The organism is Streptomyces africanus (genome assembly GCF_030816955.1).
Lineage (GTDB): Bacteria > Actinomycetota > Actinomycetes > Streptomycetales > Streptomycetaceae > Streptomyces > Streptomyces africanus.
The window spans coordinates 3,429,890-3,444,141 of the sequence record NZ_JAUSYP010000001.1; the positions used below are offsets into that span (position 1 = coordinate 3,429,890).

The 14,252-nt window shown below is 71.8% G+C and carries 9 protein-coding genes and 1 pseudogene; 5 read left to right on the plus strand and 5 right to left on the minus strand.

What is annotated here, in order from left to right; translation table 11 throughout:
* Positions 1-55 precede the first annotated feature (55 nt).
* Both QF034_RS15730 and QF034_RS15735 read right to left on the minus strand, forming a co-directional pair.
* Positions 56-1,237 (minus strand): fructose-bisphosphatase class II, encoded by a 1,182-nt coding sequence (locus QF034_RS15730; RefSeq protein WP_307175553.1) that lies wholly within the window; start codon positions 1,235-1,237, stop codon positions 56-58.
* A 95-nt stretch (positions 1,238-1,332) separates the two neighbouring features.
* Positions 1,333-2,736, minus strand: a complete 1,404-nt coding sequence (locus tag QF034_RS15735) for a hypothetical protein (protein ID WP_307175554.1) — start codon at positions 2,734-2,736, stop codon at positions 1,333-1,335.
* Positions 2,737-2,979: 243 nt separating this feature from the next.
* Here QF034_RS15735 and QF034_RS15740 point away from each other — a divergent pair, with 243 nt between their 5' ends.
* Both QF034_RS15740 and QF034_RS15745 read left to right on the plus strand, forming a co-directional pair.
* On the plus strand, positions 2,980-3,912 hold the full coding sequence (locus tag QF034_RS15740; protein ID WP_307175555.1) for a GDP-mannose 4,6-dehydratase: 933 nt from the start codon (positions 2,980-2,982) through the stop codon (positions 3,910-3,912).
* A gap of 50 nt (positions 3,913-3,962) precedes the next feature.
* A complete protein-coding gene (locus QF034_RS15745) occupies positions 3,963-5,021 on the plus strand; it encodes a DegT/DnrJ/EryC1/StrS family aminotransferase (RefSeq protein ID WP_307175556.1) in 1,059 nt (352 codons plus the stop codon).
* A gap of 15 nt (positions 5,022-5,036) precedes the next feature.
* Here the strand turns inward: QF034_RS15745 and QF034_RS15750 are convergent, their stop codons facing one another.
* The 3 genes and pseudogenes from QF034_RS15750 to QF034_RS15760 all read right to left on the minus strand — a co-directional run bounded on the left by QF034_RS15750 (position 5,037) and on the right by QF034_RS15760 (position 10,661).
* Positions 5,037-6,554, minus strand: coding sequence for a DUF5719 family protein (locus QF034_RS15750; protein ID WP_307175557.1), 1,518 nt, complete (start codon positions 6,552-6,554; stop codon positions 5,037-5,039).
* Positions 6,551-10,223 (minus strand): annotated as a pseudogene (locus QF034_RS15755) (glycosyltransferase family 2 protein). The gene QF034_RS15750 and the pseudogene QF034_RS15755 overlap by 4 nt, the downstream one beginning before the upstream one ends.
* 174 nt (positions 10,224-10,397) lie before the next feature.
* Positions 10,398-10,661 carry a WhiB family transcriptional regulator gene (locus QF034_RS15760; RefSeq protein ID WP_010034659.1) on the minus strand — a complete coding sequence of 88 codons (264 nt, stop codon included), beginning with the start codon at positions 10,659-10,661 and terminating at the stop codon, positions 10,398-10,400.
* Between the two features lie 660 nt (positions 10,662-11,321).
* On the opposite strand from QF034_RS15760, the gene QF034_RS15765 reads away from it, so the two are divergent.
* The 3 genes from QF034_RS15765 (at position 11,322) to QF034_RS15775 (ending at position 14,210) form a co-directional block, all read left to right on the plus strand.
* Positions 11,322-11,828 (plus strand): cysteine dioxygenase, encoded by a 507-nt coding sequence (locus tag QF034_RS15765; protein ID WP_307175558.1) that lies wholly within the window; start codon positions 11,322-11,324, stop codon positions 11,826-11,828.
* Between the two features lie 97 nt (positions 11,829-11,925).
* The gene (gene cofD / locus QF034_RS15770; protein ID WP_307175559.1) at positions 11,926-12,885 is read left to right on the plus strand and encodes a 2-phospho-L-lactate transferase; all 960 of its coding nucleotides are present in this window, start codon (positions 11,926-11,928) and stop codon (positions 12,883-12,885) included.
* Positions 12,882-14,210 carry a coenzyme F420-0:L-glutamate ligase gene (locus tag QF034_RS15775; protein ID WP_307175560.1) on the plus strand — a complete coding sequence of 443 codons (1,329 nt, stop codon included), beginning with the start codon at positions 12,882-12,884 and terminating at the stop codon, positions 14,208-14,210. The genes cofD and QF034_RS15775 overlap by 4 nt, the downstream gene beginning before the upstream one ends.
* The last annotated feature ends 42 nt before the right edge of the window (positions 14,211-14,252 follow it).

Below are 14,252 nucleotides of genomic sequence, written 5' to 3' on the forward strand. Positions count from 1 at the left end.
GAGTCGACAGTACCAATGCGCCATCCTTCTCTTCATGCTCGTCGGCCGGGCGAGCTCACCTACGGTAGCTGAGCCTGATACTGCCGATCCTCGCCGCAGGCTTGACCAGAAACCCTTCCACGTGAGCAACGTCTCCCCCTCGCGGTTCCGGTCCGCGGAGACCGAGGGCAGGGTTGTCCGTGACGGCGAACAGGGTGGCCGCCCGGCTGGTTCCCGGCCGGACCAAGTCCTCGCTCGTGTACTGGCGATCCTTGCGCCAGCCCCCCGCCCTGAGCGCAACCTCCTCATCCTCGGAGAACTTGAACAGCGCGTCAAGGCTGGTCAGGCCCGGCTCCGCGCGTGGTCCGGTGACCGACGCCAGCCGGAACACGAAACCGAGCTCCGGTGCCACGAGGTCCACCAGACCGGCGGCGAAGGCGAGCTCCGACAGACCGATGGCACCGATCATGCTGTCGATCCGGGGCTCGCTCAGGCCGGCGAGCGACAAGAGGTAGGGCGGCTCCACGGTGACACGCTCGGGTACGAGGACCTGTCGCACCCGCCCCCGCATGAGGTCGATGAGCGTGCGGTGCATCGGCTTCGACGCGAGCGAGTGGGTGGAGACGGTCAGCTCGTCCGGGCTCTTCCCCACGGCTGCTGCGATGCGCTCCAGCAGAGGGACGACGCCGTCCTCCGGCCTGGCCATGATGTCCAAGCCGCGCAACGCATGGGTGGGTGCCAGGGCGGCGTATGCCTGAAGGTCGGGAACCGGCCGGACGCCGCTGCCGAAGCCGCCCAGGGCAAGTGCGCCCGGCTGGTCCGTCGCGGCAAGCTCGGTACCGTCCACATAGTCGAACACCCCATCGATCACGGGTGAGCCTTCGTCCGGCAGACCGAGCCACTGGCCGGTGTGGGCCCCCGGGCTGTCGTCGCGCTCCCCCTCGCCCGCCGCGACGCGGATCCTGAAGGGGGCGCGCCCAAGGATCTTCTCCGCCGCCTCCGTGGCCGCGCCGTCCACGGTGACCTTGCGGTCGTTCAACGACATGCCGTCGCCGAAACCCGCCCGTGCCTCGGCCGCCGCCAGGGCCGCGGAGGCCATGGCGGCGACGAGGTAGGCGTCCTCGTCGTCCGTTGCGGTTCCGTCCCGCGGAGTACGACCGTCCCCGCTGTCGGCTGCGCCGGCGTGCCCGCCGCCGAGTGCCGCGGACGGGTCCAACCACGTGACCGTGGCGTGGGTCAACCGCTCGTCGACGGCCATGATCGTGCTGCTCAGACTGTCGTCCATCGTCCCTCTTCCGTTGCCCCTGGGGCACATTCGACCGGTGCCCTGGCGATGTCCGCCACGACCCGTCCTCACTGGACCCTGCGCCGCCGCACTCGCAGCAGCACCGCGAGCGGCAGGAGGATCAGCGATGCCGACACGCCCAGCAGACCCCATCGGCGGCTGTCCAGCCAGCCCGCCACCTGATCCACGAAATCGGGGATTTGCACGACGGCCAGGACGATTCCCATCATGGCGATCAAGGAGTCCCGCCGGTTCTTCTCCCGGTCCTCACGGACCCTGAGAAGACTCAGCGAGACCGTTTCGCATTTCTCCATGTCTCTGTTGAGGGTGGCCACCACTTGCTCGGTCGGCCGCTCCCGTTCCGCCCACTCGTCCAGGCGCCGGTTCCTGCTTTCGATCAGCTTCTCGCGGAAGCCGTCGCACCGATCGAGGAGTGCGGCGCGCTGGACCCTCCGGCGGGTCAACAGGGATTGTTCCGTCGGGGATATCTCGTCGCGTATCGCGAGATCCGCGAGCACCGACCGGTAACGGGTGCTCAGGTCGTAGCAGACGATCCTGCGCAGAATGCCCACCGTCCACACGAAGATGGACGAGGAGTCGTAGCCGTACGCCGAGAGGCGGAACTGCGATCTTCCCCGCAGCCACGCCGGCAAGTGCGCCATCTCCAGGCAGCAGTCAGAGTTGACGAACACCATGTGGTCGTCGAAGAAGGCCATGCCCGTTCGCACGAGGCCGAAGACGCTTCGCGGGCTGCGCCGCAGCCACAGGCCGTCCTCCAGGAGATGGTCCGTCGCGTAGGAGAGCAGTGCGGAGATCTCCCAGGCGTACAGGGCGGACTCGTCTATGCCCGCGTACATGCTCGTACTGACGCGGCCCCGCGTGCCATCGAGATTCCACACCTGGATCGCGACAGCCCCCTCCACAGCCCAGGTTTCCTCGATGTCGCTCTGTTCGATGCCAACGGCCCGGGCGAACGCCCTGGCGGACTGCTCCGCAAGAAGGCGCGAGGTGTCCGGGGCGCCGAGCAAGGAGACGAAACGCAGGAGTGTGTCGGTGGTCAGCGGAGTGGTGAGTTCTACCGCCGCGGTCTCCTGAGTGATCGGTCCGGGCATGGACAAGATGATGGGCAGGGCCGTCACCACGTATTCCCCGCCGAGCGAGACGACCGCCTGCCGGAGCCCGTCGGCGTGGCTGCTGCCCACCACGCGAGCGAGCGCCGCAGGCAGAGGCCCGCAATCGAACAGTGCGGAGTACACGAGCCCGGAACCGGCCCGCACCTTCGTGTTGTACGAGCGGTCGTCGTCGATCGTCGGCAAGCCGCCGGCTTCGAAGATCTGCGAGAAGTCGAGGCCATCGGTCAGCCGGTGTGCGAAATGGATGACGACGGAGCAGCCGCTGATGCGCAACCGGTCGGGTTCGGGGGGCGCGGGGACGTCGGCGGGGTCGGAGAGCACGGCGAACTGATGGTCCACGCAGACTCCTTCAGCAGCTGCGGCGGGCGGCAGCGGCCCAGTCGAAGATACCGACATTCCACTCGGGACGGACGCGCTTCTCCGGTACTGACGGGATGTGCTCTCGACGGCCCTCGCTCTTGACGCCTGGTCAAACCACTTCCTGGGAGGCCCTGTTGACCGTAGCGGGTGTCAGGGCCATATCATTCCAGCCCACTCGGCAGGCAGCGGCTGGAGGATCATGATCTTTCCGGGTAGCTCACGATGAGAGCCGTTGTCACCGGGGGGTCGGGCTTCATCGGCTCCCAACTCTGCGACTTCCTCCGCGCCCAGGGGGAGGATGTGGTGGAGGTGGACCTTCCACACTGTGACATCGGTGACACGGTCCGCCTGACACAGGTGCTGGAGAAGGCCGAGCCCGATCACATCTACCACCTGGCGGCCCAGGCAAGTGTCCGGCGGTCGTGGGAGAATCCCGCCCTCACGTGGCGCTCGAACGCGGGGGGCACCGTCTCCCTCCTCGAAGCCGCCCGCTCCGCCTCTCCCAGGGCGAGGATCATCGTCATGAGCAGTGCCGGAGTGTTCGACGGAGCCCGCCTCGACTCGCCCATCGACGAAGACCGCACGCCCGCCCCCCTCTCGCCTTATGCGGCGAGCAAGCTGGCGGTCGAGTCGCTGGCCCGGCACTACCTCGCGGCACACGGGCTGAGGGTGGTCATCATCCGGCCCTTCAACGTCATCGGGCCGAGACAGGGACCGGATTACCTGGTTCCTTCCCTCGCACGCCGCATCGTCTCCGCCGCACCGTCCGGCCGCGGCCACATCACGGTCGGCAACCTGGACGCCCGGAGGGACTTCCTCGACGTCCGGGACGCGGTGCGCGGCCTGCGGCTGCTCATGCGGAACGGGCAACCCGGCGAGGTCTACAACTTGTGCACTGGCGTCGGCGTCCCGGTCCGCGCACTGGTCGAAACGATGATCTTCCTCATGGGGCGTCCGCTGGAGTGCCGCCAGGACCCCGGCCTGGTGCGCGGAACCGACGCACCCAGTCTGGTCGGGGACCCCGGGAAGACCCGGGGGCTGACGGGATGGCAGGCGACGATCCCGCTGGCCACCAGTCTGACCGACGTCCTGGCCGAAGCGGGTGCGGCCGGGCGCACAGGGCAGACAGGGGCTGGCGTTCTCCGCCTCGGGTGACGCGCCTCATCCCTGGCCATCGACAACCGACGACCGGTCACGAGGTGAGGATGAGGTTCCCGCTGTCCCAACCGTCCCTGGGCGAGAAGGAGTCCGAAAATGTCCGGGACGCGATGGCATCGGGCTGGATCTCGGGAACCGGCCCCTATGTCAGCGCCTTCGAACGGTCGCTGGAGCAGCGGACCGGCAGAACGTCCGCGACAGCCGTGTCCAGTGGCACCACGGCTCTGGAGATCGTGCTGTCGGCCCTGGGAATCGGCGCGGGTGACGAGGTCGTCGTGCCCGCGCTGACCTTCGCCGCGCCCGCCGCCGCCGTGCTCACCGTGGGGGCCACTCCTGTCCTGTGTGACATCACACCGGGCAACTGGACCATCGACCCCGACGCGGCTCGCGCCTTGCTGACGACCCGCACCCGAGCCGTCATAGCCGTCGACCTCATGGGCCATCCCTGCGAGTACGAGCGCCTCTCCGAACTGGAAGTGCCGATCATCGAGGACGCCGCCCAGGCCCATGGAGCGCGGACCCGGAAGGGTCCGACGGGCAGCTTCGGCATCGCGTCGGTCTTCAGCTTCCACGTGAACAAGGCCATCACCTCCGGCGAGGGCGGGGCCGTGCTCACCGACGATCCGGAACTGGCCGACCGGGTCCGTCTCCTCACGCATCACGGCATGAACCCGAGCCGGCGCTACCACCACAGCATGGCCGGGCGCAACGGCAGGATGACCAACCTGTCTGCCGCCGTCGGTGCCGCCCAAGCCGAGCGCTGGGACGAACTGGTGGCCGGCCGCTCGGAGGTCGCCCGCCTCTACCGGGCCCGACTCGCCGGACATGGCTTCTCCCCTCGCCCGGCGGAACCGTGGGCCTCGCCGTCCTGCTGGCTGCACTGCGTCACATCAGCCGAGCGGGACGCCGCCGTGGAACGCGCGCGGCGCAGCGGAGTGGACGCCCGCGCCGTGTGGCCGGCGCTGAGTGATCTGCCCCTGTACCGCCGCTATGCACCCCGGCCCTGCGTCCACGCCTCGGAGGTCTCCCGGACGGCGATGTGGCTGCCCACCTGGGCCCACATGCCGCCCGAAGACGTGGCCGATGTGGCCGAGTCCCTGCTGTGAACCCGACGCGGTGCCTCAGTTGAGCACCGACAGGTCCTCGTCCGCCTCCGGCACCGCCACCGTCCCCCGGTCGTCGGGGAGCGTCTGCACGGTGAAGCCGGGGACGCCGCCCTCCGTCGCCGCCAGGGTGCGGGCGCCGTAGACCGGGCCGCCGGACTTCGGCTCGACCGTGAGCGCGTAGGTGCCCTTCAGGCCGCTGGGGACCGGGGGCTCGATGTCCTGGGTGGTGCCGGCCTTGATCGTGTACGTCTTCGACACCGGCGTGCCGCCCTCGCTGCCCGCCGAGGCCGTGACCTCGACCGTGGCCGCGCGGCCGGGGGCCGTCAGGGAGAGCGTGCTTCCCTTGGCGCTGTTGTCCGCGGACGTCGCGCGCGTGCCGACGGGGCGGGTGGCCGGGATGAAGGCCGTCTCCTGCTTGTCGCCCTTGCCGCGTACGACCCGCAGGGCCGCCACGACGGGCACGGACCGGTCCGTCGGCGTCAGCACCAGGGAGCCCGCCTCGCCGCGCGTCACGTCGCCCAGGTCGACGGCGGTGGTCATGCCGCCCTTGACGTGCACCGTCTCGTGTCCGGCCGGGGTGATCAGCCCGGAGGGGGAGGCCAGGCGCACCTTGAGGTCCGCGTCGGCGTCGCCCGGGGTGAAGGCGACCAGGCGCACGGAGGTGGCGTCCTTGGGGATGCCGGGCAGGACCAGGCTGCCCGACGGGTCCGTGGACGCGGTCAGCCAGTCGCCGCCGAGTTTGTCGTCCAGGGCCTGCACGGCGGCGCCGACCCGCCCGCTGCGGACGTTGACGTGCACGGTGAGGTTGGCCTGCTCCTCGTCGGTGAGGGTGGACAGCAGGACCGGGTCGCTGGAGTGCGGCTGGACCGTGATGCCCTCCCCCACCGTCGACTGGAGGGTGCCGTCCTTGCCGTAGAGCTCGATGTCGACCACGGCGGCCGAGTCGTCGGGGTTCGTCAGATGGACGTAGTCGGTGCGGTCGGCCGCGGTGCTGGCGCCGGGGAACCAGAAACTCGTGTCCGGGGCGGTGCAGTTGACGCCCTGGAGGCCGCGCCCGGTCCCCGCGGCGACCTCCGTCGTCTCCTGGACCGTCCAGCCGGGCGCGAACCTGCCGTCCGCGGTCCCGACCAGCGCGGGCGATTCGGCGCCCGAGCCGTCCCCGGTGACCGGCTTGCCGGGCTCCTTGGGGGTCAGCACGGGCTTGCCGGGCTTCCGCTCGCCGGACTTCCCGCCGTCCTTGCCCTTGTCGCCGCCCGCGCCGTCTTTCGACTCCTGGACGGCCGCCTGGAGTTCGGCCCTGCCGCCGCTCCCGGTGCCCTTCGTGACGGGGGTGAAGGAGGTGTACGACGTCTCCGCGATGTCGGACAGGCTCGGCGCGGGGCACAGCAGGCTCGTGCGCTCCACGGGCAGTTGGGCGGCCGCCTTGGCGGTGGTGTCCGCGCCCGGGGTGTCCGGGGCGGACAGCGCGGCGAAGCCGGTGACGGCGGCGAGCGCGGTCGCGCCGGCGATCAGGGACAGGGTGGTGCGGTTCACTGCTGGCTCCCGTCGGGACGCTCACTGCCCGTGCCGTGGGGGTGCTGCTGCTGCGCCGGGTCGTACGGCGTGCCGTAGCCCTGGGGGTAGGCCTGGTTGTAGCCCGTCTGGTCGTAGCCCTGTTGGTCGTACGACGGGTTCTGGGGCTGGCCGCCGTACGCGTACGGGTCGTACTGGCCGCCCTGGTACGGATCCGCCTGGTACTGCTGTCCGTACGCGTCCGCCGGGTACTGGGCGCCCTGGTACTGGTCGCCGTAGTTCGCGTACTCGCCGCTCTGGTAGCCGGCGTTCTCCCACTGTCCGTGGTTCTGCTGGGGCACGGGGGCCGGGGGCTGGTCGGGCTGCGGGGGCGGGAACTCATCGGGCTGGGCCGCCCCTTCGGCCCCGGCTTCCGCCTGGGCGCGCAGGCGGCGGGCCCGTCGGCCCTCGCCCGCGACCGGCTGGGCCGGGACGGCCGGCTCCTCGGGCAGGTCGTCGTCGACGTCACGGCGCCGGCCGGGCAGGGCGAGCACGACGAGGACGACGGCGAGGAGGCCCTGCGCCCACAGCCACGCTGTGTGGCCGACGGGGTCGTCGTAGGTGACGTCCAGCGTGCCGCCGGTGGCGGGCAGTTCGAAGCCCTGGGCCCAGCCGTCGACCGTGGTGCGGGTGAGCGGCTTGCCGTCGAGCGTGGCGGTCCAGCCGTCGGAGGCGGTGTCGGCCAGGCGCAGCACGCGCCCGCCGGAGCCGGCCGGGATCGTGGTGTGGATGTCGACGGGCCCGGCGGCGACGGTCTGCGGGGTGCCGGAGCCGGAGGCCGGGACGATGGTGGCGCGCGCGACCTCCTGGTCGATCTGCCACAGCGCGCCGCCGTCCTGCTGGCTGAGCCGGGTCAGGCCGGGCGTGGTGTCCAGGACGCGGGTGACGTCGCGGGGCGCGCCCTGGTGGACGAGGACGTAGCGCACGGCGAAGCCGCCGAGCTGGTCGGACTGGTCGGCGCCGGAGCCCGCGACGAGGTTGGCAACGACCTTGTCGAGCCTGCTGTTCTCGCCGTCGGCCGCGGCGATCTCGCTGTCGCCGAGGCGGGCGCCGGAGCCGCGGACCAGCATGTATCCGACGTGGGAGGCGGAGTCGCTGTCGAGGACGAGGGTGCGGGCCTGGTCGCTGCCGCCGCTCTCCTCGGCGACGAACGCGGGGACCTGGGTCGGGTCGCGCCGCTCCAGAGGCCCGTCGGCGCCGCGGATCATCCAGCCCGCGGCGACGAGCAGCGGCCCCGCGGCCGAGGCGAAGGCGATCAGCACGGCGACCGGCTGGCGCCAGCCGAAGCTCTGCTCGGCCACGCGCGAGCGGGCCCCGTCGGCGCCGAGCGCGGCGGCCGCCAGGAGGGCGATGCCGTAGACGAGGGTCGCGGGGCCGGACCAGGTGGAGCTGTTGGCCAGGACCGCGAAGACGAAGCCGGTCAGGGCGGCCGTCCAGGCCGTCCAGATGCCCAGCCGGCGTTCCGAGCGGAGCAGGGCGGCGAGCGCGGCCAGGACGATGCCGATCAGCATGAGGCCGCTGACGGTGCCGGGGCCGCCCGGGCTGGCGCCGAGCAGGTCCAGGGCGGAGGCGGCCGACGGGCCGTACTCCAGGCCGGCTTCCTGGAAGAAGCCGAACGGGAGCAGCGACAGCGACCAGGGCGCGAGGACCAGCAGGGGCGTGCCGAGCTGGGCGAGGAACCGCAGCCCGTACGCCGTGATGTCGGACCGGCGCAGGACCAGCAGCCCGGCGCCGAGGAGCAGCGCGATGGGCCACACGATCGGGGTGAACGCGGTGGTGATGGTCAGCAGCAGGGCGTACGCCCAGGTGGCGCGCCAACTGCCACGCGCCCCCGAGGGGTGCGCCAGGCCGCTGGCGGCGATGCCCGCGCGGGCGATGAGCGGCAGCAGCACGGCCAGGACGGCGGTGCCGATCCGGCCGCCGGCGAGGGCGCCGGTGGCGGCGGGCAGGAAGGCGTAGACGACGGCCGCCCACGCGCGCAGCAGCCGGGACTCGACCAGCGGGCGGGAGGCGAAGTAGGCGGTGACACCGGCGAGCGGCACCGAGCAGACCCAGCAGCAGCGTGACGGCGAGGCCGGTCGAGCCGAACAGCAGGGAGGCCAGCATCGCCACGAGCGCGAGGTACGGCGGCGCGGCGGAGGTGCCGCCGGCGGCGACCGGGTGCCAGGCGTCCAGGTAGCGCGCCCACAGCTCGGAGGAGTCGGCCGGGGCGGGCAGCAGGGCGCCGCCCGAGAGCGCGCCGCCGCCGAGGAGTTCGCGGCAGGCGACCAGGGAGACCACCAGCAGCACCAGGAAGAGCACCGGGCCGGGCTTGCGCGCGATGCGCTTGAGCCGGGCGAACTGCTCGATCTCCAGGAAGTCGGCGTCGTCGCCGCCGGGGCCCGACTCGACGGCACCGCCGTGCCGTCCGGCGCCGGAGGCGATCTCGGGGTCGGAGCGGCCCACGAGATTGCTCGCGAGCTGCTCGACGGTCATGCGGACGGTCGCTCCCGGCGGTGGGAACAGCGCCCGCAGCTCTTCCTTGTCGACCTGGGGGGCGCCTCTGCCGCGCCGCCCGGCGAGGATCCGCTCGGGCCTGAGCAGGGTGCCCAGGAGGCCGCGGATCTCGTCGACGGCCTGCCCGGGGACCTTGCCGACGAGGTAGGCGACGGTCCGCAGCAGTGTGCCGAGCACGATCCGCAGCAGCACCCAGGGCAGCACGGCCGTACGCGCGTTGACGAGGAGGGTGTAGACGGCGCCGGCCTTGTCGACTTTGTGCGGGGAGGCGGCCGTGCGGCCCACGCAGTCGACCGTGCGGCGCTCGCGGGAGGCCGCCTCGGCGTGCCGGACGACGGCCTCGGGGGCGATCAGGACGCGGTAGCCCGCCGCGTGCGCGCGCCAGCACAGGTCGACGTCGTCGCGCATGAGGGGCAGGTGGCGGTCGAAGCCGCCGAGTTGTTCGAAGACATCGCGGCGGATCAGCATGCCGGCGGTGGACACCGACAGCACGGGCCGGACGTGGTCGTGCTGGCCCTGGTCCTGCTCGCGGCGGTCCAGGCCGGTCCAGCGGCGGCCGGAGTTGGCGATGCTGACGCCGACCTCCAGCAGCTGCCGCCGGTCGTACCAGCCGCGGAGCTTGGGGCCGACGACGGCCACGTCCTCGCGGCCCAGCTCGTACTCGTTGTCCACGACGCGCAGCAGCTGGGCCAGGGCGTCGGGCTCCGGGGCACAGTCGTCGTGCAGCAGCCACAGCCACTGGACCGGCTCTCCGTGCGGGAGCTCGGGCAGGTCGTACGCGTCGTCGCGCCAGGAGCGGGTGACCGGGTCCCAGCCGCTGGGCCGCTTCAGATACGGCAGCTGCTCGGGAGTGAGGACCGGGGCGGTGCGGCCGCACTCCTCGACGGCCTGGCCGAAGCCGGTGCGGCGGGCGAGGTGCAGCACGCGGTCGGCGCCGAGGGCGTCGGTGACCAGCTGGGCGGAGTCGTCCGCGCTGCCGGTGTCGGCGCCCATCGCGTACTGGACGGGTCGCTCCTGGCCGAGCAGCCCGGCGAGCGCGTCGGGCAGCCAGCGGGCGCCGTCGTGGGAGACGAGGACCGCGGTCACCACATGACGCGGGAACTCAGGTGTGGCAGCGCTGTCGTGATGAGCTGCCGAGTGGCTGTGCACGGACATCGAGGTACGGGCCCCGGTTCGGTGGACTGCGGTGGACGCCTGCGACCGGTGGGGGCAGCGGGGCGTCTCGGACGAGCGACCACACTATCGGCTGCGCAACAAGGGGGCCCGCCGCCTGTGGACAACCCACCTGCGACGGGCCGTTCGAACCGTACGTACTGACCGGGACGCCGGTCAGACAGCGGCCTTCTTCAGCCGGCGGCGCTCCCGCTCGGACAGGCCGCCCCAGATGCCGAATCGCTCGTCGTTGGCGAGGGCGTACTCGAGGCACTCGGAGCGGACCTCACAGGCGAGGCAGACCTTCTTGGCCTCCCGGGTCGAGCCGCCCTTCTCGGGGAAGAAGGACTCGGGGTCGGTCTGGGCGCACAGTGCGCGCTCCTGCCAGCCGAGTTCCTCGTCCGCGTCGTCGACCAGCAGTTGCTGCACCGTCTCGGTCATGTGCGCCCCTCGTCTGTCTTTCGCGTCCCCGTGATCTAGCCGTTACCGATTCCGGCTGAACGACACGAGTGAAATTACAAGTGTGCTGCTCCGGGCGAGTCAAGCCGAGATCTGCTATTGAGCCCCTTATTCACTCTGCGGAACCAAGCCCAAGCGGAAAGTGTTCAAATCACCATAAAACCTGACACACCGACGGAGCCCGCAAGGGCTCACGCCGTCCGCCGGACCCCTCGCAGAGCCTTACGAAGAAGGACGCCCAGAGGTTCGATCTCGTTCCGGCACGCACCACGAAGCGAAACGGATCACAGTCGGATCACGAGTACGCAACGGGGTTTCGTGCGCCCGGTTGGACGCCATGTGTCCCGGGCGGGCCGTGAACAAACCTTTCATCTGAGTGAACGACCGGATGAGGTGAACCACATCCCACATGGCGGGTGTCGAGTTGACAGTGAAGGTGTGAACCGGTGTCCTTGTGGGCATGCTCGCGAACTCGGCACTCACCTCGACCCGCACCGCCGGGTCCCACGGTGCTGCCCGCGCTCGCTGTAGCTGTTGCTGTTCCGGCTGTTGAGCTCCACCTGCTCCAGCTGAAGGCCGAGCCACCCGTCTCTCGGTCTCTGTTCCCTCTGACCTTCTTTCACTGAGGAACCACCACCACCCATGAACAGCGACAGCGACCTCCAGATCGCCGGCGACATCCTCGAGGTCCCGCATCTTCTCCAGACCCCGCGCGAGCACCCGGCGACCGTCGCCGAGTTCGTCGGACTCGCCCGTTCCATCGCCGACGACCGCTCCCGGTGGGAGCACCTCGTCCGGTACGACGCGGCCAGCCGCTGGTACCACCGGCTGCGCACCGGCCCGGGCTACGAGGTGTGGCTGCTGACCTGGGTGCCCGGGCAGGGCAGCGGGCCGCACGACCACGGCGCCTCCTCCGGTGTGCTGACCGTGCTGGACGGCACCCTGACCGAGCGCACGGAGCGGGGCACACGCGCCTTGCGGGCAGGCGCGCAGCGCGTTTTCGCGCCGGGGTACGTGCACGAAGTCGTCAACGACGCACTGGAGCCGGCGGTCAGCCTGCACGTCTACTACCCGGGCCTGACGGAGATGCCGATGCACACGGCCCAGCACTGCGAGGCCCGGACTCTGCCGGGTGCCGTGACCGCCTGACCGGTCGGCGCGACACGTCCGACCGGTTGGCGTGACCGCCTGACCGGTTGCCGTAGCCGCCGACCGGTTGTCACAGGCGCCTGCAAGACTGGCTTCCATGCGCATTGTGGTTCTGGCAGGCGGCATCGGTGGTGCCCGGTTCCTGCGTGGTCTGAAGCGTGCCGTGCCGGACGCGGACATCACGGTCATCGGCAACACCGGGGACGACATCCACCTCTTCGGGCTGAAGGTCTGCCCGGACCTCGACACGGTGATGTACACGCTCGGCGGCGGCATCAACGAGGAGCAGGGCTGGGGGCGTGCCGACGAGACCTTCCACCTCAAGGAGGAGCTCGCGGCGTACGGCGTCGGGCCCGAGTGGTTCGGCCTCGGCGACCGTGACTTCGCCACGCACATCGTGCGGACGCAGATGATCGGCGCCGGGTACCCGCTGAGCGCCGTGACCCAGGCGCTGTGCGACCGGTGGCAGCCGGGCGTGCGGCTGATCCCGATGTCCGACGACCGCGTCGAGACCCACGTGGCCGTCGAGGTCGACGGCGAGCGCAAGGCGGTCCACTTCCAGGAGTACTGGGTGCGGCTGCGCGCCTCGGTGCCCGCGGAGGCGATCGTGCCGGTCGGTGCCGACCAGGCCAAGCCCGCGCCGGGGGTGCTGGAGGCGATCGCCGAGGCGGACGTGATCCTCTTCCCGCCGTCCAACCCGGTCGTGTCGATCGGCACGATCCTCGCCGTGCCCGGCATCCGGGAGGCCATCGCCGACGCCGGGGTGCCGGTGGTCGGCCTGTCCCCCATCGTCGGTGACGCGCCCGTGCGGGGCATGGCCGACAAGGTGCTCGCCGCGGTGGGCGTCGAGTCGACCGCGCCGGCGGTGGCCGAGCACTACGGCTCGGGCCTGCTGGACGGCTGGCTGGTCGACACGGTGGACGCCGGCGCGGTGGAGCGGGTCGAGGCGGCCGGGATCCGCTGCCGGGCCGTGCCGCTGATGATGACCGACACCGACGCGACCGCGCGGATGGCGCGGGAGGCCTTGGCACTGGCGGAGGAGGTGCGGGCAGCTTGAGCGGCGAGGTCCCGGAGAACCGGCAGGGTGCCGACGGGTACCGGGTGTGGGCCCTGGGCGGGATGCCCGAGGTCGCGGCCGGGGACGACCTGGCCAAGCTGATCGCGGCCGCCGAGCCGGGTCTGGCCGACGGGGACATCCTGCTGGTCACGTCGAAGATCGTGTCCAAGGCGGAGGGCCGGGCGGTCCGGGCGGACGACCGGGAGGCGGCCATCGACGCCGAGACGGTCCGCGTGGTCGCCCGGCGGGGCAGTCTCCGGATCGTCGAGAACCGGCAGGGCCTCGTCATGGCCGCGGCCGGTGTGGACGCGTCCAACACCCCTGCCGGGACGGTGCTGTTGCTGCCCGAAGACCCGGACGCCTCCGCCCGCGCGATCCGCGACGGGCTGCGCGACGTCCTCGGTGTCGAGGTCGGTGTCGTCGTCACCGACACGTTCGGGCGGCCCTGGCGCGCGGGGCTCACGGACGTCGCGATCGGCGCCGCCGGGGTGCGCGTACTGGACGATCTGCGCGGGGGCACGGACGCGCACGGCAACCCGCTCAGCGCCACCGTCGTCGCCACGGCCGACGAACTCGCCGCGGCCGGCGACCTGGTCAAGGGCAAGGCGGCCGGGCTTCCCGTCGCCGTGGTGCGCGGCCTGCCGCATGTGCTCGCGCCGGGCGACGGCGAGGGAGCGCGGGCCATGGTGCGCGGCGCGCGCGACGACATGTTCCGGCTCGGCACGTCGGAGGCGGTACGGCTGGCAGTCACCCAGCGGCGCACGGTCCGGGCCTTCACGGACGAGCCCGTCGACCCCGGCGCGGTACGGCGGGCGGTGGCCGCGGCAGTGACGGCGCCGGCGCCGCACCACACCACCCCCTGGCGCTTCGTGCTGCTGGAGTCCGAGGAGTCGCGGACGCGGCTGCTCGACGCCATGCGCGACGCGTGGATCGCCGATCTGCGGCGGGACGGCAAGCCGGAGGAGTCCATCGCCAAGCGGGTGCGGCGCGGGGACGTCCTGCGGAACGCGCCGTACCTCGTCGTCCCCTGTCTGGTCATGGACGGCTCGCACACCTACGGCGACGCGCGGCGCGACGGCGCCGAGCGGGAGATGTTCGTGGTCGCCGCGGGCGCCGGCGTGCAGAACTTCCTGGTCGCGCTGGCCGGGGAGCGGCTGGGTTCGGCGTGGGTGTCCTCGACGATGTTCTGCCGGGACGTGGTGCGCGAGGTGCTGGGGCTGCCGGACGACTGGGATCCGATGGGCGCGGTGGCGGTCGGGCATCCGGCGGAGGAACCGCGACCGCGGCCGGAGCGGGATGCGGGGGCCTTCATCGAGGTGCGGTGACCGGCGCCGGCCGGCGCCTACGCTCGTAGGGCTCCTCTCGCT

Coding starts and splice junctions, on each gene's coding strand:
- QF034_RS15765 (WP_307175558.1), top strand. CDS start 11,322: ATGAACAGCGACAGCGACCTCCAGATCGCCGGCGACATCCTCGAGGTC.
- QF034_RS15760 (WP_010034659.1), bottom strand. CDS start 10,661: ATGACCGAGACGGTGCAGCAACTGCTGGTCGACGACGCGGACGAGGAA.
- cofD (WP_307175559.1), top strand. CDS start 11,926: ATGCGCATTGTGGTTCTGGCAGGCGGCATCGGTGGTGCCCGGTTCCTG.
- QF034_RS15745 (WP_307175556.1), top strand. CDS start 3,963: ATGAGGTTCCCGCTGTCCCAACCGTCCCTGGGCGAGAAGGAGTCCGAA.
- QF034_RS15740 (WP_307175555.1), top strand. CDS start 2,980: ATGAGAGCCGTTGTCACCGGGGGGTCGGGCTTCATCGGCTCCCAACTC.
- QF034_RS15730 (WP_307175553.1), bottom strand. CDS start 1,237: ATGGCCGTCGACGAGCGGTTGACCCACGCCACGGTCACGTGGTTGGAC.